The organism is Thermotoga sp. SG1, from assembly GCF_002865985.1.
Taxonomy (GTDB): Bacteria; Thermotogota; Thermotogae; order Thermotogales; family Thermotogaceae; genus Thermotoga.
Window position 1 is genome coordinate 157827 of the sequence record NZ_LNDD01000004.1, and the last position, 19633, is coordinate 177459.

The window sequence follows — 19633 nt, forward strand, 5'->3', positions numbered from 1 at the left end:
TTGAAAATTCTCGTTGTCTCGGACACCCATGGAGCCTTTTCTCCTGTGGAAAAGATCCTGAAAATCGCCGGCACTTTCGATGAGATATGGCACCTTGGGGACGTTCTCTACCACGGACCGAGAAACCCTCTGCCGGTCGATTACAATCCGAAGGAACTTGCCTCTCTTTTGAAAAAATACCGTGTCAGGTACATCCGTGGAAACTGTGATGCGGATGTGGACGTACGGTTTCTGGAGATACCAGAAATGCCACGAATAGGGATAGAGTACCTCGGTGATGTGAAGATCCTTCTTGTCCACGGTGATCAGTTCGAGTACGAGGAAGGAGATCCCGTCTTGCTTGCAAAAGCCCACAACTGCAGCGCGATCCTGTTTGGACACTCGCATGTTCCCCTAGTTGAGAAAAGAGAGGGAATACTCCTGATAAATCCCGGATCACCTGCACTGCCCAAGTCAGAGATCGGACCAACATTTGGTATCATCGATACGGAGAGGAAGAAATTTCAACTTCGTTCCCTGGAAGGAGAACTTTTGGAAGAGGTGAGCTTTGTTGACGGAGAGTGAGAGAAAAGCAGTGGAGGAGCTGCAGAAAGAACTGGGAGTTTTTTTCAACGATGAAGAGATTCTCTTTCGCGCCCTCTGTCACAGTTCCTATGCGAACGAGCAAAAACAAGCTGGAAGAGAAGATGTGGAATCTAACGAAAAACTGGAGTTTCTAGGTGACGCCGTTCTGGAACTTTTTGTCTGTGAGATCCTGTACCGGAAATATCCCGAAGCGGAAGTGGGTGATCTGGCCCGCGTGAAATCTGCCGTTGCGAGTGAAGAAGTCCTCGCGAGGATCTCCAGAAAACTGGAACTTGGAAAGTTTCTGTTTCTTGGAAAAGGAGAGGAAAAGACGGGAGGAAGAAAGCGAGACTCCATTCTGGCGGATGCCTTCGAGGCACTACTTGCTGCACTCTATCTGGACCAGGGATACCAGAAGATCAAAGATCTCTTCGAGGGTGAGTTCGAGTTCTACATAGAGAAGATCATGAAGGGAGAAATGCTCTTTGATTACAAGACCGCGCTTCAGGAGATCGTGCAGAGAGAACACAAGATACCACCAGAATATGTACTTGTGGGAACGGAGAAAAACGGCAGTGAGAAACTGTTCATCGTTGAAGTCCGAATAAACGATGAAACACTTGCCGTTGGCAAGGGAAGAACGAAGAAAGAAGCAGAGAAAGAAGCGGCAAGAAAAGCCTACGAAAAACTGGTGATGGGAAAGCCATGAAAATCATCCCGGTGTTTCTTCCATACGCTGGTTGTAAGAAAAGATGTGTCTTTTGTGACCAGGTAAAAGCAACGGGACAGGAGAAGGTCCCGTCTCTTGATGACATCGCACGACTCATAGAGGAGTATTCAAAGACGTCCGAAGAGTACGAGGTGGGATTCTACGGAGGAACGTTCACCGGTCTTTCCGAGCAGAAGATGGAGGAGTACCTGAGCTTCGTCAGAAAGTTCTCTGTGGTGAGATCGATCAGGGTCTCCACCCGTCCAGACGAGGTGACAAAGGAGAAACTCGAGATTCTGAAAAGATACGATGTTGAAACGATCGAAGTTGGGGTTCAGTCTTTCTCAGACGAGGTGCTGAAGGCTTCAAAGAGGGGTTACACCTCCGATGAGGTAGAAAGGGCCTGTAAGCTCATTAAAAAGATGGGGTTCAGGTTGAGCGTACATCTGATGGTGGGACTGCCAAAGAGTGACAGGAAAGATGAGATACTTTCTGCGCTGAGAACGATAGAATGTGGTGCTGATCTGGTGAGGATACATCCCACTCTGGTCTTTGAAGGGACGGAACTTCACAGGATGATGGAAACTTTTCAATACAGTCCGCTCGACCTGGAGGAAGCGATAGACATCTGTTCTGATCTTGTGTGCATTCTGGAAGGATGGGGGGTTCGGGTGATCAGGATAGGGTACCACGTCCCTGTTGAACTCAGAAGATACGTGGTAGCAGGTCCTCTGGATCCTGCCCTTGGAGACAAGGTGAGGAAGACGGTCATGAAGAAGGTGATAAAAAGATTGCGTCCGACCAGAGTGGTTGCTCCGAAAAATTACCTCGTGTGGTTTGAATCGGAAGAAGTGAAGGTGGGGGATGAATTTCTGTTCGACGAACTGGCTTACACCGATGCCCTCTTTCTTGTGGGAAAAGAGGTGATAGAGGGATGCTTGAACGGCTCTCTCTGATGGTGGTCCTGGTAGGTCTTCTTGGCGTTCTTGTGAACAGAGACCTCATCAAGAAGATCATCTCACTCGACATCATGGGAACCGGGGTTGTCAGCTTCTTCGTGATCGTGTCGAGAAAACAGGGAAAAGACGTTCCGATACCATTTCACCCAGGAGCGGCTGATCCTGTTCCTCAGGCTCTGATCATCACCTCGATTGTGATTGGCTTTGCAACCGTTGCCCTTCTCGTCACCGTAGCGAGCGTTATTTCTTCAAAGTACTCTTCTATTTCTTCCGAAAAACTTGACAGGGATCGAGGGGGAGAGAAAGAGTGATTTTCCTTTCTTACAATTTCTTTCTTGTGGCACTCGGTATTGCTCTCCTTTCTTTAAAAAGAAAGACTCCGGTGTGGATGGTGTGGATCAACTTTTTCTTCATTCTCGGAGTTGTTTTCGGCAACTACAGATTCGATCTCACACTGACAGGGGAGTTCGGCGTACACCTTCTGCTAGATCACATATCACATTATTTCCTCCTGCTCACCGCCTTGGTCTTTCTTGCCGTCTTCACCAGGAAGATGAGTGTGAATCTTTCTAATCTTCTCCTTGTCCTTCTTGGGGTTCTCAATCTCACTTTCGTGAGTGCCGACCTGTTCAACCTCTATGTGACGATCGAAGCGGTCTCTCTTCTCACTTTTCTACTGGTTGTAGAAGGAAGAAAGAAAGTTCAGTACTGGTCTGCTTTCAAATATCTAATTCTTGGAACGATCGGCATGAACGTGTACCTCGTAGGTGTTGCCATTCTGTACGCAGAAAACGGTACTCTCTCCATTTCCGGATTATCTGAAAATCCCTTTGCCACTTCCCTGATCACGTCCGGACTTCTTCTGAGAGCGGGCGTGTTTCTGTTCAGCATATGGCTTCCACAGCTTCACTCCGAAGCCGAAACGGTGATCTCTGCTGTTCTCTCTGGCGTGGTTGTAAAGAGTGCGGTCTACGGTCTTTTGAGGATGGAAGAAATTGTGAACTGGGAAGTGATAGAGTATTTTGCGATACTTTCTGCTCTTTCTGGAGCTGTCCTTGCTTTTCTTTCCAAGGATTACAAAAGAACGCTTGCCTACAGCACGCTCTCGCAGATCGGAATAGTCCTTGTGTCTTCCATAACCGCCCCTGTGTACTCGCTGGCACACGGTGTTTCCAAGTCGTGGCTCTTTCTTCTGAAAGACGAACTTCCCGGCAGGAACACAGAAGAATGGAAAAGGCTCGATTTCTGGACGTGGTTTTCACTTGCACTGGCCAGTCTCTCAATCATGGGTTTTCCCGGACTTGCAGGTTTTTCAAAAAACATGGTCCTGGACCAACTTCACGGTTGGGAAAAGATTCTCATGGAAATCGTCTTCGTTGGAACCGCCGCCACGTTCTGGCGGTTTCTGATGAAGCCGTTTGCCCTTTCGGGTCAGGGAAGAATGAAACTCTACAGCGTAATACTTGCCGCTTCATCCGTTGTGATCGGAGTTTCCTTTGCAAACTGGAAATCATCGCTTGAGAGCGTTCTTCTGATAGGAGCAGGTCTTCTGATTCATTTCCTCTTCAGAGAATACAGGATCGAAAGTTACCCTCTGGAGGATTTCGACTCCATGCTGGGGATCTACCTTCTTGGGACGGTGATAATGTGTCTGTTTTCGCTGCAGTGGTGACAGGAACCGTTTTCTTTGTAATTCTTTCTCAAAAAATCACCATTCTGACCGTTGTCATGGGGGTTCTCATGAGCCTTGCTGCTTATCTGTTCACAAGGCCTTCACATTTCGAGAAATTTCCAATTCTCATTTTCAAACTCGTCTACCACATACCGAAGGCGATCTTCGAGTCGATAATGGTGATGCTGTCTTCCAGAGAGAGGAGTGCCTATGAGGTTTCTGTGGAGAATGAATGGGAAGAACTCGAAAAAACCCTCACGATCACTCTCACTCCAAAAACGCTGGTTGTCGTTTCCGATGAAGGGTACATAGTGGTTCATCGGGTGGGGAGAAGATGATCTGGATACTCACCGTTCCTCTTGTTCTGAGTGTTATCCTGGCTGTGATGGGTAGAAACCGGTGGGAAAAGCTACTCGGGATCTCTTCGCTTTCCACCAAAACGGGTGTTCTGATATACGCACTGTCGTATCTTGTTCCGGGGCTTTCTCAAGTGCGGGATGTTGCTATCTTCTATCTATTAGCCGGTGGAAGTGGTATAATCCTCTTCTCTTACTTTTTGAGGGGGAGAAAGGAATGATCTACATCGGTGTGGCACTGATGTGCCTTGGCACCTTCTTTGCCCTCATAAAGAGGGATTTTTATCTGAAGATACACTTCATAGGGATATCCGACACGGTGGGATCACTCTTTGTGGTTCTCAACTTCTGGGAGGATATTTCTAGGACAGTTCTCATGTTGGTGATTCTGCTCGTGTGGGGACCGTTCATCTCCCACGTGATAGCGCGCATGTACACGGAGGGATCCTCTTGATAGAGTACATCGTTCTTTTTTCGATGATAGCAATCTCTTTCTACACGATTTTCACGCCTGTGAGGATGTTTTCGGTCATTGGAAGGACTGCTATCAGCGTTCTGGCAACACTGCTTTACACCATTCTTGCCGCACCAGACGTTGCCATAGCCGAGGCACTCCTGGGGGCCCTTCTCACAACCCTTGTTTATCTGATAGCCCTCAAATCTAGAAACAAGATAAGGATTGGATTCACACCCGTGAGACTGCTCTTTGAGAAAATCGGAGAAGCCTTCACAGGATTCGAATACGAACTCATGAAGATCTTCTGTGAAAAGTACGACTATGGAGTGGAGTTTGTGGAATACGACTCTCTTGAAGAGCTGATGAGGGCGCTGAATGGGGGAAGGATAGACATCGGGTGCGGTGGTGTTTTCAGGGAGGACAGAAAGGGATACCTGGAAACGAAGATCTTTTATCTTGAAGACGAAAAGCTCGATCTTCTGAGATATATGGATAGAACCTATCGAGGAGAAGAACTGAACCATATCTTTCAGAAGGAGGGAAGTTACCATATCCTCTTTGCCGACGAAGAATTGAGAAGCCGCTTCAAACACTTTCTTAAAGTAGAAAAGAACCTTGTAGAAAGACTCAAGAGAAAGTATTTTGGGGAGGAGAGCAAATGAGATGGATCTGGATAGCGGTGCTTACGGTTTTTGGGGCAATGCTGGTTGCAAGCGGAGGTTTCGAAAAGATTCTTATAGACCTCAGAGATACCGTGGTGGAAAATCCCATAACGCAGATATACCTTCTGAACAGGGTGTACGATACGGTGTTTGAGGTGCTCATCTTTTCCCTTGCGGTTCTGGGGGTTTCCTTCCACATGTCCTACCTTCCCGCGCCTGAAGAGATAAAGAGCATATCGGACGTTTCCATCAGGATCTTCACACGTTTCATCGCGTTCTTTCTTCTGGTTGGATCTCTCTACCTTGCGGTCGAGGGCCATGTGAGTCCCGGTGGGGGGTTTTCGGCTGGGGTTGCGGGTGGAACGGCTCTGGCATTGATCGCTCTGGTGGAAGATTTCGAGAATTTTGAGAGGAAATTTGAGAGGACAAAGGCGTATTTTCTGGAGAAATTTGTCATGATCGTTTTTCTCTTCCTTGTGATGTTGATATTGCCAGGAAGGAATCTCATCGTTCCGGCCAACGTGATCGTGTATCTGAAGGTGATGCTGGGAAGCTGGATAGTGGTGTACTACTTCATAAAACACAGAGGACTACTCTGAAATTTCAAGATCGTAGATTGTGTCTCCTATCTTCACAGAGAACACCTTTCCATCCTGAAGAAAAACTATCTTCTTTTTCGTTTCGAGCAGATAGTTGTTTCCCTCACCGCTCAATCCCTTCCGAATGAGTTTGTACACTCCATCATCGAAAACCACGATGTAGGAAATTCTGCCGCTTTTTCCCTTGTGATCCGCGTTGAAACTCATACAGGATGGAGTAACGGAGGAAGAAGGGGTTTCTGCCCTTTTCACCTCGTACTCGTGTCTCATGAAATCCACGGCGTAGAGTTCATCGAGAGTTCTGTCCAGATCGTTCACAAGACGGGCCTTTGTTTCTAGGGCAAGGGAGAGAGCGAGAAATCCGATCATTGCGATCGTAAAGAAACAGAGAAGCAAACTGAGAACTTCGACGATTGTGTAGCCAAATAAAAGATGCACCACGCACCCACCGTCGACTTCCCCAGACCGGGGCGTGCGTGGTCGGAGAGCTCCGATCGGGCACCCCCACGGCACACGGAGACACCTGCTTATGGCTGCTCCCTCCCGGGCCTGACCAGGTTCACAGGGCTCCGTTGCGTGGGACCCGATCTTCATCGCTTCCGAACCACACCGTTTCCCGACCCGAGGAGCCTCGGGTGGGAGTTCGGCCCCGCGTATGGCGGATTTCGGGTACAGGGGACCGCCAACCCCCCGCCTAGCGTGGTGCACCACTATTCTACGACACTTTTCGGGGTATTTCAAGTTCAAAACAGATTGTAGTGTTTTCTCACGGGCTCTAGAACCTTCCATCTGCACCTCAAGCCCTTGGGAAATGTGACGAGATCTCCCTTTTCGATCACGTACTTTTTTCCGTCTCCCGTCGTTACCTCCACTTTCCCCTCCAGGATGTAACAGGTCTCGTTCGTGTCGTAGTACCAGTCGAACTCGCTGACTTCCTTTTCCCAGATGGGCCACTTTTCCACGCCGAGTTCCTTTAGTTTTTCCGGTGTAGGTTTTTCTATCTTCACTTCCATGTTCATCACCCCCGAACAAAGTGTACCAATCTTTATTGTTTTTTCATTAAAGACTCATTGAAGTTTTCCTTGCCTTTCTTCGCAATTTGATGACCGTGAGTAAGGTTCAAATAGTAGGAGGCGGAACCTATGAGGAAATGGGGATTGGGGGTATTCATCGTTGTTCTTTTCAGTCTGTCTTTTTCCATCACAACCTACAGATACGACAGTGAAACCGGGAGGTGGGAAAAAGAGGTTCGAGAGGACATACTCATCTTTCCAGCCACCCCAAAGCAGGCCGGAAGTGTCGTAACGACAGAGTCCTTCCGGGGAAAGGCGCAATGGTATTACTACATGGAGTACACACTGGGAGATGGGGAGCAGATCTTCAGCTTTTGGATGGGACAGAGCACAGACGTAGGAACGGTTACCATCTGGAACGATTCTGATTTCTTCTACGTTAAGGTCGAACTGGACGAGGGATGGTTTTTGAAAGAAACACATCTCAACGTCCTGATGGATGAACCGGAAGGAAACCAGTCTCCAGGTCAGTTTCCTTTCAAGGAAGAGTTCGATCCCCTCGTGACAGACTACACCTACAAAGTACCGCTCTCCTTTCTTTTTCAGAAGAGTGTCAGCAAGTTGAAAAAGGCAAGCACCAAGTACTACGTTCTTCTTCACGGTGTGGTGAGTGATGGTAATGAAGAAGAGACTGCGTGGGGTGGAAGGCGCTCGAACTGTGTTGAGATTTATCTCAGTGGAACGAAGGTCACCTGGTTTGTGAAAAAGCCTGGTGTGTACGTCTCGAAAGTGCTGGAAGTCAGTGCAAGCAGGGGTCTACACGTCTTCATTTCTCTACCGGATCCTGCAAGTGGCTCAGAAGTTCTGGAGTTGAAGCTGGGAACGGGGGAACAGATTCCTTCGGAGTGGTTCGACGAACTTGACTTTGTAGAAAACAGATTCTTCCTGTGGCAGAAAATAACCGTTTCAAGAAATTCCACAGCAGACACCTATACCAGCGAGGGTGTGATAACCTTCACCATCAACAACTCTAAACTGTACGTCGATACCTCACCATAAGGTGAGTAGAAGGAGGGGTTTGTATGAGAAAGTTACTCTGGTTAGTTCTGATGGGAGCGCTGTTTTCTTTTGTACTGGCACAGACACCACTCGAGGTTTGGAAGTACGAGGATGGTCAGTACATCAGTCTTCCTGCAACGAACGATCTGGCAAGGGCATTCAGTGCGTTTCCAGAGGATGGATCCTGTAACAAACCTGAATGGCAGATTGTATTCACAACAGAGGTTCAGGTTGCCCAGTGGCTCGAGTGGAGTCTGAACGCAACGAAGTGGACCTGGTTTGTGAGAAAACCTGGAGACTACTATGCGAACGCTATCGTGGGAACCGTTGCAAGCAACGGAGACGTTCTGGTGACCTTCAGTGACTTTGATGACCCAACCTACACAGGAACAAGCAGTGTCAACCCGACGATCGAAGCGTACTACACCGTCATGACCTCCGAAGGAATGCCAGATCCTGAAAGTTGGGTAAGAGCACCCGACGTGAACGATCTCTCCTACACACTGACAGACAGCCAGGAACTCCATGAAGGAATGTCTTTCTATCTGTGGAACAGGATCAAAGTGGTGGAATGTAACAGTGCATCCACCTACAGAGACACTGGATACATCTTGCTCACGCTTCAAAACCAGAAACCGTGGATCGACGAAGAAGGAAACTACGTGGAAGATCTGGCAAATTACGTGACCAACGAAAGATGATTCGGAAAGTGTTACATCACGAACAATTGAGGAGGGGATTGGTATGAGAAGACTTTTGTTGATAATGTTGGCTTTGATAGTGGGTTCTCTGTTCTTTGCACAAGAAGAAGTGCCGGTTTACGCATACGAAGGAGATGAAGATAACGCAAGAGCGTTCATCAGCGAACCAATGAGTGGAAGCTGTAACAGACACCAGTGGGAAATTCCCATGACGCTTGAAGTTCAGGTCGCCCAGTGGGTGAAATGGAGCCTCACAGGAACGAAATGGACTTGGTTTGTGAGAAAGCCTGGAACCTACGTTGCCAACTGTATAACAGCAACCCTTCAAAGCAACAGTGATCTTGAGATCAGATTCAGTGGTTTTGACCACTTGAAGTACGCAACAGGTACGAGCGTTGACGACACGATCGAAGTGGATTATGCGTTCGGACCACAGCTTCCCATAGATATCTGGACACCCGCTCCAGATCTCAACAACGTGACTCTGCTGGTACCTGACAGCGAAATTCTCCACAACGGTGCAACCTACAAACTCTGGAACAGAATATACGTTGAAAGGTGCAACAGTGCATCCACCTACAGAAATACCGGCACGATCATACTCACCCTCAAAAACCAGAAACCATGGATCGACGATGAAGGAAACTACGTGGAAGATCTGGAGGAATACGTGAACAGCCAGAGATGAGTTTCTTTAAAAAAAGAAGGCGAGGGACCTTCCCTCGCCTTTTATTTTGTTTGGGAGAGTGATGGGGATGAGAAGGGTAGTTTTGATGACCGTGATTTTTGTGAGTGCTGTTTTCTTTGCCCAGGGAATATCCGTTCGAATGGATCCCATAGTAGTGAGCAAAACCGTAAGTCCGGGAACCAGTTTCAGTTATGAGATCTTTCTGGAGAACGACAGCGAGTTCGATCCCATCACCTTGAAAGCGATGGTGATGGATGTGACAGAAACGGTGGATGGAGCGTACGATCTGAGAGATCCGGGGAGTACGAAGTACTCGATCGCAAGATGGGTTCGGGTTGAACCAGACACCATCACCGTACAGCCAAAGGAAACAAAGACCGTCATCGTGACAGTGAACGTACCAAGGGGTGTCTCTGGAGGGCTCTACGGTGCGATCGCGTTCGAGATCCAGGGACCTCAAACACCGGAGACCCAAAGACCCGCTGAAGAGGGAGCTTACGGTGAAGTTGAGTTCAAGTACCGAATGGCGAGTTTTTTAGAGGTTGTTCTCTCCGGTACAAGACAGAGAGTGGAAGCGTTTCCAGCGTATTTCAAGGTAGAGAGATCTGATGACATTCCCTCCATAAGAATGCAAATAGGAGATGGCGCTCTCGTTTTCACGCTCGGTGTTCTGAACAGAAGTAACGTTCACATAGTGACGAAGGGAACTCTCACGATAAAGACAAAGGAAGGAAGAACGATAGCGAAGATGCCTCTTGGTGGCGGAAGGGGTGTGATACTTCCAGAAAGCACCGTCAACATGAGAACGATCACAAGAAGGTTTTTTCCTCCAGGAGAGTACGTTGCGAGGGCAGTCGTTGACTACGGTGGGAGAAGACCCATAGTGGCAGAAACGCTGTTCACGATCACAACCGAAAGGGTAGAAACAGGGGAGGAAGAAAGGGAAACAGGTCCAGTTATGATCACAGTGGACCCAGTCAACATTGAGATAAAGGCAGTTCCAGGATCTTACAGGTCCGAGATAGTGAAGATATCGAATCTCGGAGAGGAAACCCTTCAGGTGAAGGGAAAAATTCTGCCGCTGGCCTACGACCTCTACGGTGATCTCCTCCCAGAGGAAGAAAGAGGCACACCACCCGACTGGATCAAACTCACACCATCTTCCTTCACCCTGAAGCCCGGGCAATCTAGAAACGTGCGTATTGCCGTGAGGATACCGAAAGATTTCACGGGAGGATACTACGCCGATGTGCTCTTCAGAACGGGTGGTTCTCTTCAGGCGGAAACGGGTACAAACCTTCTTGTGTTCTCAGGAAAAGACGAAGATATCACCAGAGAGGCAAGTGCAGATATTGTGTACGAGATAAAAGAAGATGGCATCTACGCCGACATCGTTTTCGAAAACACGGGAAACTATCATCTCATGCCTACGGTGACGTTCGGCTTGAACAGGATCACACCCCAGCAGGTGACCGACGAGGGACTCATAATACCGGAGAAGGTGGAAAGTCTCATTCAAGAGGAAATCAGTTCCACTGCCCCCGTTTTGCCCAGAACAAAGAGAATCTTCAGCGTCTTCATACCTGTCATTTTGGAAGAGGGTGAATACGAGTTACTAGCAAGATGTGACTATGGAAGAAGTCCGATTGTTCTGAAAAAGTCCTTTCATATAGAAGGGAGGAATGGGGAATGAGAAAACTGCTTTTTATCTCTCTTGCCCTGATGACGATTTTGATCTTTTCACAGGAGGAACCTCTTGTGAGTAACATATTCCAGGACACCTACATCCTGGATGCCCTGGCGGACATCTCCGCGCAGACCGGAGTTCCGATCATAGCCGATACCACCGTAACAGGTTTCATCACGATGGAACTGAACGAAGTTCCCCTGGAACAAGCACTGAAAATGATCCTCATGCCTGGGGGCTATGTATACAGGAAAATGGACGGATTTTATTTTGTGGGTTCACCCGATCCAACGAATCCCGCCTTCAGATACTTGGTGGAGACAAAAACATACAAGTTGAAGTACATAACGAGTGCCGATGCAGAGGAACTGCTACCACCACTGTACAAAAATTACGTGAAGTTCAACGAAAAGAACAACATGATAACCATCACCGCACCTCAGGAGATCATACAGGCGTTCGAAAAGGATCTTAAAAAGATAGACATACCGATACCTCAGGTGAAGGTCAGTGTGATCGTCACAGAAGTTTCAAAGGACTATTCGAACGAACTGGGACTGAACAGTCTGGATTACTCCTTTGGAGCCGGACAGGAGTTCAACGAAAACTGGTCGGCTACCCTCGGTCTGGTAACAGGGGTGCTGAACCTCGAAACAGACGTCTTCGGACAGATTCTGGCCCAATTGAAGCTTCTTGAAGAAGAACAGAAGGCAAAAATCACAGCCGATCCCTGGATCATCGTAAAAAGCGGGGAAAAAGCCTCTTTGTTTCTGGGAGAAAGGCAGGTGGTTCTTCTCCAGGCTGAAGGGGCAGTGAGCAGGATCGAATCCATAGATGTTGGAGTGAGCATCGATATTCAGCCTCGCGTGATGGATGAAGAAGAACTGGAACTTACACTCTCTCCCAGAGTCAGCCACTTTGCAGGAGAAAAACTCGGCACCTTCGCAGTGAAGCAGAACGAACTTTCCACAACGCTCTTTTTGAAAAACGGTCAGACCGTTGTGATCTCCGGAGCCACCGTAGAAGATAACTCGCAGACCAGTTCCGGCATACCGATACTGAACAAGATACCACTCATAAGATACCTCTTTGGAGGAACCACGAAAAAAGAGACAGAAAAAGAACTTTACATATTCATAAAGGCAGAAATCCAGGGAAGTGAATGACCATGAAGTGGTTGTTGTTCCTTCTTACATTTCTTGTCACCACACTGATGGCGGAACCCATGGTCGTTTATCAGTTCATCGCCGCAGAAGTGAAGATGGCAGAAAGTCAAGACGTTCTGCTGAAAGAACTCCTCGTCACCACCGATGATTCTGGTGAAAAGAAAGTTTCTTACTCTGACAACTCGATCGAACTGAAGCTTTTTCCTTTCTCCATAAAAGTGGAACTTCCGGTGATATACGATTCCTACAGGATCCTCTCCAAACCGTGGATCATCACCACCTTCGGAAAGAACGCAACAATGAGAATAGGAAGGGAAGAGCTCCTCACGGCACAGGGTTTCACCACCACGCAGGAAATCTTGTTCTCTCTGACACCGAATCAGGTGGATGAGAAAGGAAACGTTCTCTCGGACATAAAAGTAAGATTGAACGATTCTCAACTTCAAACAACCCTGTGGCTTTCTCAGGAAAAGTTCCAGCCGATCTTCTACTGTAGATTCAAGACTAATGGTAAGGAGCAAAAAATGATCGTGTTTGCCAGAGCCATAGTCGTTGAGGAACCGCCGAAGGAGAAGGTGTTCGTGGTAGGAGATGTTTCTGGCCTGAAAGAATTTTTGCCGGAAAAAGAAGAGAAAGAGAAAAATTTCATTTTCCTTTCCTCGTCTCCAGACATCAGAATCAGTCTCTGGATCAGAAACATTGTTCACATTGACGTCTCCTCTTCGGAGGGAGCTCTTCTGGAGACGAGAATCTTTGGAGAGCAGTTGAGGTTCGGTACCATCTTCTGGCGTTACAGATGGTGGGGAGTGGGTTTCTCCGATTATTCAAAAGTAGAACCTATGACCCTGTCGGCAGGGGTGTACGCTCTCTTCGACCTTACAAAGTTCTCTGGAATTCTCTGGTGGGGTAGGGGGGATCTGAGACTCGGCAAGTTCTCTGTGAGTCTCTCTTTCAGGAGTCACTGGACACTCGGGGAAACGTCACAGGATTTGATCCTCAGCGGTGGCTACGACATCAATGAACACGTAACGATCGTGCTGGGGGTAACTTACGATTTCTCAAAGTACAAAGTGTTCATCGGGGTAGAGCTTTTGTTTTAGAGAACGGTGTAGTGATCCTTCTCTATCCCCATTTCTCCCAATACATTCTTTACACGACTTTCTACAGTTGGACGCTGCTGTTCCGGGCAGTGAACAAGAATGCGAATTGACTCGTTCGAGAAGGTAATCACATCTCCCCTCCGGAACAGCGGCGCTATTTTTTGAGCGATCGTTTCAGGATCGACATCTTTTCGTTTGAACACCACCTCAAGAAGAACAAAGGTTTTCTTCCTCTTCCTGGACTCAAGGAAGAGTATTTTCTCAAACAGCTTCTCATCTATAACTACTGCCTTGTTTCCGTTCATCAGAAAATCTGAGCCTTTGTTCGAAATAAGATCACTGAATTTCAAGCGAGGTTTGGTTCCTATCTCTTCAAGATGATTCGACAGTTTGTCATACATGCGCTTTGCCCTTGTGATATCTCCTTTCTTCAGGAGGATCTCCACCGCTTTGTAGTACATACTTTCATCGTAAGGTTCCCTCTGAACGTAGGATGTCACCATTTCGAAAGCAGATTCGTAGTCTTTTCTCGACAAGTACAGCTCAAACAGTTCTTTCAAAACATCCGAATACCATGATTCGTATATTTCCCTGGTCTCCTGGACCCATTCTTCAAGGGCATCTTCAACTAGAAAAGGCCCTGCATAGATCTCGAACATCTTCTTCAGAAGTTTTTCTCGTTCATCGGCCGATATTTTTCCCATCAATTTTCTGTGGCATTCTTCGAAGATATCTGCATCCACAACGATATCGTCGCCGGGCACAAAACAGCATATGTTCCCTCTGACAAAGAGGTGTTCATTCGTTATACCGACTGTCTTTCTGATCAGATGGAGTGTGGTGTTCAGGTTAGATTTTGCGAATTTTTCTTCCATCCCTTCCCAGAAAAGACTGTAGAGCTCTTCAACGGGTACTTCTTCGTTTCTCCTAAAAACCAGATATCTGAACAGTGAGAACGCTTTCTGCGAAGGCCAATCCTTGTTGTTTATAACATCGCCTTCTCTGACGATTTTCGTCCCACCAAAGGTTTTCACGAAAATACTCATAATCCCCATCTCCCATCGCCTTCGAATTTTAAAAAAATTTGAATCTTTTTAGTATTATAGCACTATTTTTTTATGAAAATAGACTGAAAATTGAGTGAAAAAATAGAGAAAAATCATAACAATAATTTGTTAATGTATCCTTGACATTTATACCCTCTCTGTTGTAGAATACTGGCGGAAGAATAGGGAGAGAGTCAAGAGAGGCAACCCTAATGGGGTTGCCTCGCTATTTTTCTTGAAGGTTTTAAAACTTCACTTGATCGAACTATTGTTCAATCACGTCGAAAGGGGGGATTGTTATGAGGAGATTTTTGGTGTTTGTCCTGATACTTGCTTCCATACTCTCACTCGCCAAGGTTAAGATTCAGTTCTGGCACGCAATGGGTGGATGGAGGATCGAACTTCTCCAGAGCATGGCAGAAGATTTCATGAAAACACATCCAAACATCGAGGTGGAAGTTCAGTACACAGGAAGCTACAGAGATACACTGAACAAATTGATCGCAGCTGTAAAGGGGGGAATCCCTCCTCACGTCGTCCAGGTTTACGAAATAGGTACTCAGTTCATGATCGATGGAGGTATAGCCATACCCATCGACGATCTGATCAAAGAGGATCCTTCGTTCGATGTTGGGAAATTCCTCCCACAAGTCTTGGATTATTACAGAGTAAACGGAAAGTTGTACTCCATGCCTTTCAATTCCTCGAATCCCATTCTTTACTATAACAAAACGCTGTTCAAAGAAGCAGGACTCGATCCGAACAAACCTCCAAGAACCTTCAAAGAACTGATAGAATACTGTAGAAAACTCACGGTTAAAGATGAGAACGGTAACATCGTTAGAGCTGGTATCACCTGGCCACTTCACAGTTGGTTCTTTGAACAATTCGTTGCCTTACAAAACGTTCCTCTGGTTGATAATGAAAATGGAAGAGCTGGAAGAGCTACGAAGGCTGTTTTCAATCATGAAGCAGGCCTCAGATTCCTCAAACTTTGGGACACTCTCACAAAAGAAGGCCTAATGATCAATACAACAAAAGAGGACTGGACAGGTGCAAGGCAACTCTTCATTTCCCAAAAAACTGCCATGCTCATCAGCTCCACTTCAGACGTGAAACTCATGATGGATGCGGCAAAGGAAAATGGTTTCGAACTAGGAACTGCGTTCCTTCCAAAACCAGAAGGGATTGAACTTGGAGGAACACCAATAGGTGGAGGTAGTCTGTGGATCATAGGAGGTCATCCAGAGGAGGAAATAAAAGCAGCGTGGGAATTCGTGAAGTGGATGGCTGAACCAGAGCAGCAAATAAGATGGCACCTTGGAACGGGTTACTTCCCAGTGAGAAAAGACGCTGTGGAGATGCTTCTCTATCAAGGATATTACGCTGAATACCCACACCATCTCACAGCCTTGCTCCAGCTTCTTCTCTCCGTTCAGACACCGAACACCAGGGGTGCCATCATAGGGCCGTTCCCGGAGATAAGAGACATAATAGAAACAGCCGTGGAAAGAGTGATAAATGGAGAGATGACTCCTGAAGAAGCACTCTCCTGGGCTGAAAAGGAAGCTACAAAAGCTATAAAAGAATACAACGAACTTTATGAGTGAGGGGGATGTCCCCTCACTCTTTAAACCAGCTTTGGGGGGATCAATTTGAAAAAGATACTTCCTTATCTGCTTCTTCTTCCTACTTTTCTTATCATTGTACTTTTCATTTACTGGCCAGCTGCATATTCACTGAGATTGAGTTTTTACAGAATCACTCCTCTTGGAAACAGAATGGTGTTTGTCGGACTCAGAAACTTCCAGAGGCTGTTTCAAAACCCAGAATATTTGAACGCCATAAAAGTAACCGTCATTTATGTCCTCTCTTCTCTTGTTTTAACCATATTTATCGCTTTCTTTATAGCTCTTCTTTTGAACATGAATCTGCCCGGGAACAGAGCCTTCAGAGCTTTGATTTTCACTCCGTATGCCATTTCTCCAGCAATAGCTGGTGTGCTCTGGTCTTTTCTACTCAATCCTGTTGTAGGACACGTTAACTACATCCTGTCCAAATTGTTTGGCTTGCAGGTAGAGTGGCTTACCACGAAACCGTACGCATTGATAGCAGTCATCGTAGCAACTGTGTGGAAGACGTTGCCTTTCGATATAATTTTCTATCTTGCCGGCCTTCAGGATATTCCTCAGGAGCTTTTGGAAGCTTCTATGGTGGAAGGAGCAAATTCCTGGACCAGAACATGGAAGATTGTTTTTCCGCTTCTTTCTCCGATAACTTTCTATCTTATCATCATGAACCTTGTGAGTTTTATGTTCTCTTCTTTCGCCATAATCGATGTCACCACGAAGGGTGGCCCTGGAAATTCTACAACTACCTTGATATACAGGTTGTATCTCGATGCTTTTGCCTTTCAAAAAACGGGACCAGCCGCAGCACAAAGCGTCGTGCTCTTCTTGATTATGGCGGTTGTGACCATCTTCTACTTTAAATTCGGTGAGCGAAGAGTTCACTATCAATAACGGGGGAGAGATCGTGAAAAGGAAAAAATCTCTCATGATCTTCTACGAGGTGATTCTCATACTGATAACTCTGGTGATGGCATTACCACTGTTTCTAGCCATAACTATAAGTTTTCAAAAACCAGAAGTTGTTTTCTCCTACCCTCCAAAATTCTTCCCAACGAGTTTCTACTGGAAAAACTATGTGGAAGCTTTCAAATACGTACCCCTGGCGAGATTGTTTTTGAACAGCTTGATCGTAGCCTCTCTCATAACACTTGGGAAACTCGTCACCGGCACACTTGCAGGTTTTGCTTTCTCCCATTTCAATTTCAAAGGGAAAAGAATCATGTTCACTGCTTTGTTCGCAACACTCTTTCTTCCAGCAGAGACTGTAATGATTCTTCCATTATTTTTGATCATGAAATTTTTTGGTTGGGTCAACACCTATTGGGCTTTGACGGTGCCGTTCATGGCAAGCGCAACTAATACTTTTCTCATGAGGCAGCATTTTCTCACGATTCCCAGGGAACTTCAAGATGCCGCTCTCATAGATGGAGCAAGCTATATGCAGTTTTTCTGGAGAATTCTGATTCCTCTCTCAAGACACATGATAGCGGGGGCTTCCATAATAAACTTCGTTTATGCTTGGAACATGTATCTCTGGCCGTTGATTGTGAGTATGGAGGACAAGATGAAGACAGTTCAAGTAGGTGTAAAGATGCTCATGCAATCTGAATCAGCCAACAACTGGGGTGTAATCATGGCGGGCACTGTTGTTGCCTTAGCACCAACTGTGGTGATGTTCCTTGCTCTTCAAAACCTTTTTGTGAGAAGTCTCGTAAGAAGCGGAATGAAAGGTTGATCACTTATTATTACCCTGAAGAGCCTGGGAAATCCAGCTCCCTTGTGCTTGAAGTTGTGAAATCACTTCCTCCATAGCAGAAAACTTCCTCCAGAGTTCCTGTTCCCTTCTGGAGAGCCTTTCTATCCAGCTTGCTATCTGTGTTGCAAGGAATCTCTGTTCTCTTTCTATCCTTCCACTGATTCCTGCTACCTGGTCTATTTCACCATTGAACTTCACAAGATTCCAGAGATAGTCGTCAAATTTTGTGGCAAAACCGTTTTCACTACCGAAAAATTCCCATACCTTGTTTGGATCATCCTCTACAACCTGCCTTAACTTTTCTTCGTCCAGTTCAAGATGTCCCTTCATCATGTTTTCGTAACCGGTTCCTATATCTCCCGTGGTGATACCGAGTTCCCAGAGGTAGTTTATATCCCCCTCAACCTTGTACGTGATAAAACTTCTGAGTCGAGAGAATACGTTTTCCAGAAAATCGTCTCCTTTCAAAACACCTTTCATCTTTTCTTCTTCGGTCATTTCCTCTTCGGATTTGTCTTTCACAGGTTCTTCTGTGAGCTTTTCGTTCAGGAAGTCCATTACTTCGTTCCATTTGTCCACGAACTCTTTGACCTTCTCAACTATTGCATCGGTGTCGATTTTCACATCGACGGTGATCGTCTCAGATGTCACACCGGAAACATGGAAGGTCACACCGTTGTACTCCACATCGTTGGTGTCCGAGTAGACATCAACCCAGTTTGTCCCATCCATACTTATCTGAAGGTGTGCTTTCTGTCCAACGTAGAGACTGTGGCTTTCCATTCCAAGGAGGGAGAAGAGTCCTGTTCCATCGGTATCTTCCAGAGTGATAGAGTTGGGGCCAGAGTTTTTCGACACGATCACAAGTTTGTTCGTGTGATAATCATAACTGGCTGTAACTCCCGCCTGGCTGTCGTTTATCTTTTCGATCAATGAAGACAGTGTATCGTTCTGATCAACATCTATCTCTACACTGTTGATCTTCACTTTGCCGCTGATAATTGTTTTTGAAGTGTACGTTGCTATCTGCGACAGAGTCTTTGCGGTCGAAAGACTGCTCACAGAGGCTGTGCTTGTAAGGGAATAGTTGGTACCATCGAAACTCAAACTGGCTTCATCGAGATGAAACACCTTCGTGAAGTTTCCGGAGATATCAACTAAAGCGAGGTTCTTGTCAGATGTGATACTGATCTTTCCTGTGGATACATCGTAATTTACTGTTCCTGTAATTCCAAGACCAGAAAGGGCACTGTTCAGTTTGTTTACAATGTCGTCTATGGTATCGCTGGAGAGAATCTGAACATCTTGGTAGTTTCCGGACTCGTTGTTATAAATCCTCACCGTTCCTTCCTGGGGAACGTACATGTAGTCGAGTTCCCCGAAGGTCTTTGTGGAATCGGGTGGTGGCACCACTTCGTTTGTTCCTACCAGGGTAGTGTACGTTGCAGTCTGAACAATTTTTACGTGGTACACACCTGTGATGGCTACAGAAGAAGCCTCAGCAGAGAGAAACGTTTCGTTCGATGAGAGGGCTGTCTTCTGAACTATCGTGCTCTGAAGTTTAAAACTGTAGACCAGATCTCTGAACTCCCTCAGTTTCGTTTTTACTTCTTCGTAGGCTTTCTGCATGAGTTCGTACTTCTCGTACTTTTCTGTCAGATTTTGAAGAGGTTGGCTCTCCGCCTCAAGAATAGCATCTATGATCGACTGTGTATCCAGTCCACTGACGGCTCCTCCCACCTGGAAGCCACCGAGTTGAGAATAGTATCTCATATTTATGGTGCTAGCGATCTTGCTCAAATCCATAC

General features: G+C 46.5%; 23 protein-coding genes and 1 other RNA gene. 19 read left to right on the forward strand and 5 right to left on the reverse strand.

The window, feature by feature from the left end; genetic code table 11:
• The 10 genes from yfcE to AS006_RS06240 are packed head-to-tail and all read left to right on the forward strand — an operon-like array spanning nucleotide 1 to nucleotide 5978.
• Nucleotides 1–564: a phosphodiesterase gene (gene yfcE, locus AS006_RS06195; protein WP_199167446.1), complete on the forward strand. Its 564-nt coding sequence runs from the start codon at nucleotides 1–3 to the stop codon at nucleotides 562–564.
• The gene (gene rnc / locus AS006_RS06200) at nucleotides 551–1273 is read left to right on the forward strand and encodes a ribonuclease III (RefSeq protein WP_101513485.1); all 723 of its coding nucleotides are present in this window, start codon (nucleotides 551–553) and stop codon (nucleotides 1271–1273) included. The genes yfcE and rnc overlap by 14 nt, the downstream gene beginning before the upstream one ends.
• Entirely contained in the window at nucleotides 1270–2229 is a 960-nt protein-coding gene (locus tag AS006_RS06205) for an elongator complex protein 3 (RefSeq protein WP_101513486.1), read from the forward strand. The genes rnc and AS006_RS06205 overlap by 4 nt, the downstream gene beginning before the upstream one ends.
• A complete protein-coding gene (locus AS006_RS06210; RefSeq protein WP_101513487.1) occupies nucleotides 2208–2543 on the forward strand; it encodes a sodium:proton antiporter in 336 nt (111 codons plus the stop codon). Before AS006_RS06205 ends, AS006_RS06210 begins: the two co-directional genes overlap by 22 nt.
• Nucleotides 2540–3904 (forward strand): cation:proton antiporter, encoded by a 1365-nt coding sequence (locus AS006_RS06215; RefSeq protein WP_101513488.1) that lies wholly within the window; start codon nucleotides 2540–2542, stop codon nucleotides 3902–3904. The genes AS006_RS06210 and AS006_RS06215 overlap by 4 nt, the downstream gene beginning before the upstream one ends.
• Complete coding sequence (locus AS006_RS06220) at nucleotides 3880–4242, forward strand: Na+/H+ antiporter subunit E (RefSeq protein WP_101513489.1); 363 nt, start codon at nucleotides 3880–3882, stop codon at nucleotides 4240–4242. The genes AS006_RS06215 and AS006_RS06220 overlap by 25 nt, the downstream gene beginning before the upstream one ends.
• On the forward strand, nucleotides 4239–4481 hold the full coding sequence (locus AS006_RS06225) for a hypothetical protein (RefSeq protein WP_101513490.1): 243 nt from the start codon (nucleotides 4239–4241) through the stop codon (nucleotides 4479–4481). The genes AS006_RS06220 and AS006_RS06225 overlap by 4 nt, the downstream gene beginning before the upstream one ends.
• Complete coding sequence (locus tag AS006_RS06230; protein WP_101513491.1) at nucleotides 4478–4714, forward strand: monovalent cation/H(+) antiporter subunit G; 237 nt, start codon at nucleotides 4478–4480, stop codon at nucleotides 4712–4714. Before AS006_RS06225 ends, AS006_RS06230 begins: the two co-directional genes overlap by 4 nt.
• A complete protein-coding gene (locus AS006_RS06235) occupies nucleotides 4711–5379 on the forward strand; it encodes a hydrogenase subunit MbhD domain-containing protein (protein ID WP_101513492.1) in 669 nt (222 codons plus the stop codon). Before AS006_RS06230 ends, AS006_RS06235 begins: the two co-directional genes overlap by 4 nt.
• A complete protein-coding gene (locus AS006_RS06240; protein WP_101513493.1) occupies nucleotides 5376–5978 on the forward strand; it encodes a Na(+)/H(+) antiporter subunit B in 603 nt (200 codons plus the stop codon). Before AS006_RS06235 ends, AS006_RS06240 begins: the two co-directional genes overlap by 4 nt.
• Here AS006_RS06240 and AS006_RS06245 read toward each other — a convergent pair.
• The 3 genes from AS006_RS06245 to AS006_RS06255 all read right to left on the reverse strand — a co-directional run bounded on the left by AS006_RS06245 (nucleotide 5970) and on the right by AS006_RS06255 (nucleotide 6991).
• Entirely contained in the window at nucleotides 5970–6416 is a 447-nt protein-coding gene (locus AS006_RS06245) for a hypothetical protein (RefSeq protein WP_199167447.1), read from the reverse strand. The two genes, AS006_RS06240 and AS006_RS06245, sit on opposite strands and share 9 nt — an antisense overlap.
• Nucleotides 6416–6681, reverse strand: an RNA gene (gene ffs, locus AS006_RS06250) — signal recognition particle sRNA large type. Before ffs ends, AS006_RS06245 begins: the two co-directional genes overlap by 1 nt.
• A 40-nt stretch (nucleotides 6682–6721) precedes the next feature.
• A complete protein-coding gene (locus AS006_RS06255) occupies nucleotides 6722–6991 on the reverse strand; it encodes a cupin domain-containing protein (RefSeq protein ID WP_101513494.1) in 270 nt (89 codons plus the stop codon).
• Between the two features lie 129 nt (nucleotides 6992–7120).
• Here AS006_RS06255 and AS006_RS06260 point away from each other — a divergent pair, with 129 nt between their 5' ends.
• The 6 genes from AS006_RS06260 to AS006_RS06285 all read left to right on the forward strand — a co-directional run bounded on the left by AS006_RS06260 (nucleotide 7121) and on the right by AS006_RS06285 (nucleotide 13392).
• Nucleotides 7121–8050 carry a hypothetical protein gene (locus AS006_RS06260; protein ID WP_101513495.1) on the forward strand — a complete coding sequence of 310 codons (930 nt, stop codon included), beginning with the start codon at nucleotides 7121–7123 and terminating at the stop codon, nucleotides 8048–8050.
• Between the two features lie 23 nt (nucleotides 8051–8073).
• Complete coding sequence (locus tag AS006_RS06265) at nucleotides 8074–8751, forward strand: hypothetical protein (RefSeq protein ID WP_101513496.1); 678 nt, start codon at nucleotides 8074–8076, stop codon at nucleotides 8749–8751.
• Nucleotides 8752–8794: 43 nt separating this feature from the next.
• A complete protein-coding gene (locus AS006_RS06270) occupies nucleotides 8795–9439 on the forward strand; it encodes a hypothetical protein (protein WP_101513497.1) in 645 nt (214 codons plus the stop codon).
• A gap of 61 nt (nucleotides 9440–9500) precedes the next feature.
• On the forward strand, nucleotides 9501–11132 hold the full coding sequence (locus AS006_RS06275) for a DUF916 domain-containing protein (protein ID WP_101513741.1): 1632 nt from the start codon (nucleotides 9501–9503) through the stop codon (nucleotides 11130–11132).
• Nucleotides 11129–12292, forward strand: coding sequence for a type II secretion system protein GspD (locus tag AS006_RS06280; protein ID WP_101513498.1), 1164 nt, complete (start codon nucleotides 11129–11131; stop codon nucleotides 12290–12292). Before AS006_RS06275 ends, AS006_RS06280 begins: the two co-directional genes overlap by 4 nt.
• A gap of 2 nt (nucleotides 12293–12294) precedes the next feature.
• Entirely contained in the window at nucleotides 12295–13392 is a 1098-nt protein-coding gene (locus tag AS006_RS06285; RefSeq protein WP_101513499.1) for a hypothetical protein, read from the forward strand.
• Here AS006_RS06285 and AS006_RS06290 read toward each other — a convergent pair.
• Nucleotides 13389–14438 carry a BTAD domain-containing putative transcriptional regulator gene (locus tag AS006_RS06290; RefSeq protein ID WP_101513500.1) on the reverse strand — a complete coding sequence of 350 codons (1050 nt, stop codon included), beginning with the start codon at nucleotides 14436–14438 and terminating at the stop codon, nucleotides 13389–13391. The two genes, AS006_RS06285 and AS006_RS06290, sit on opposite strands and share 4 nt — an antisense overlap.
• A gap of 299 nt (nucleotides 14439–14737) precedes the next feature.
• On the opposite strand from AS006_RS06290, the gene AS006_RS06295 reads away from it, so the two are divergent.
• From AS006_RS06295 to AS006_RS06305, 3 genes are read left to right on the forward strand one after another with little or no spacing between them, the layout of a single operon-like run.
• Nucleotides 14738–16048 (forward strand): ABC transporter substrate-binding protein, encoded by a 1311-nt coding sequence (locus AS006_RS06295; RefSeq protein ID WP_101513501.1) that lies wholly within the window; start codon nucleotides 14738–14740, stop codon nucleotides 16046–16048.
• 45 nt (nucleotides 16049–16093) lie between these two features.
• Nucleotides 16094–16960: a carbohydrate ABC transporter permease gene (locus tag AS006_RS06300; RefSeq protein WP_101513502.1), complete on the forward strand. Its 867-nt coding sequence runs from the start codon at nucleotides 16094–16096 to the stop codon at nucleotides 16958–16960.
• A 13-nt stretch (nucleotides 16961–16973) separates the two neighbouring features.
• Entirely contained in the window at nucleotides 16974–17804 is an 831-nt protein-coding gene (locus tag AS006_RS06305) for a carbohydrate ABC transporter permease (protein ID WP_101513503.1), read from the forward strand.
• On the opposite strand, the gene fliD is transcribed toward AS006_RS06305, so the two are convergent.
• Nucleotides 17805–19631, reverse strand: a complete 1827-nt coding sequence (gene fliD / locus AS006_RS06310; RefSeq protein ID WP_101513504.1) for a flagellar filament capping protein FliD — start codon at nucleotides 19629–19631, stop codon at nucleotides 17805–17807.
• Nucleotides 19632–19633: the final 2 nt, after the last annotated feature.

Bases quoted from the DNA above. Each gene is read 5' to 3' on its own strand.
- AS006_RS06205 (WP_101513486.1), top strand. From the start codon at position 1,270: ATGAAAATCATCCCGGTGTTTCTTCCATACGCTGGTTGTAAGAAAAGA.
- AS006_RS06210 (WP_101513487.1), top strand. From the start codon at position 2,208: ATGCTTGAACGGCTCTCTCTGATGGTGGTCCTGGTAGGTCTTCTTGGC.
- AS006_RS06225 (WP_101513490.1), top strand. From the start codon at position 4,239: ATGATCTGGATACTCACCGTTCCTCTTGTTCTGAGTGTTATCCTGGCT.
- AS006_RS06230 (WP_101513491.1), top strand. From the start codon at position 4,478: ATGATCTACATCGGTGTGGCACTGATGTGCCTTGGCACCTTCTTTGCC.
- AS006_RS06240 (WP_101513493.1), top strand. From the start codon at position 5,376: ATGAGATGGATCTGGATAGCGGTGCTTACGGTTTTTGGGGCAATGCTG.
- AS006_RS06255 (WP_101513494.1), bottom strand. From the start codon at position 6,991: ATGGAAGTGAAGATAGAAAAACCTACACCGGAAAAACTAAAGGAACTC.
- AS006_RS06260 (WP_101513495.1), top strand. From the start codon at position 7,121: ATGAGGAAATGGGGATTGGGGGTATTCATCGTTGTTCTTTTCAGTCTG.
- AS006_RS06265 (WP_101513496.1), top strand. From the start codon at position 8,074: ATGAGAAAGTTACTCTGGTTAGTTCTGATGGGAGCGCTGTTTTCTTTT.
- AS006_RS06270 (WP_101513497.1), top strand. From the start codon at position 8,795: ATGAGAAGACTTTTGTTGATAATGTTGGCTTTGATAGTGGGTTCTCTG.
- AS006_RS06275 (WP_101513741.1), top strand. From the start codon at position 9,501: ATGGGGATGAGAAGGGTAGTTTTGATGACCGTGATTTTTGTGAGTGCT.
- AS006_RS06280 (WP_101513498.1), top strand. From the start codon at position 11,129: ATGAGAAAACTGCTTTTTATCTCTCTTGCCCTGATGACGATTTTGATC.
- AS006_RS06285 (WP_101513499.1), top strand. From the start codon at position 12,295: ATGAAGTGGTTGTTGTTCCTTCTTACATTTCTTGTCACCACACTGATG.
- AS006_RS06290 (WP_101513500.1), bottom strand. From the start codon at position 14,438: ATGAGTATTTTCGTGAAAACCTTTGGTGGGACGAAAATCGTCAGAGAA.
- AS006_RS06295 (WP_101513501.1), top strand. From the start codon at position 14,738: ATGAGGAGATTTTTGGTGTTTGTCCTGATACTTGCTTCCATACTCTCA.
- fliD (WP_101513504.1), bottom strand. From the start codon at position 19,631: ATGGATTTGAGCAAGATCGCTAGCACCATAAATATGAGATACTATTCT.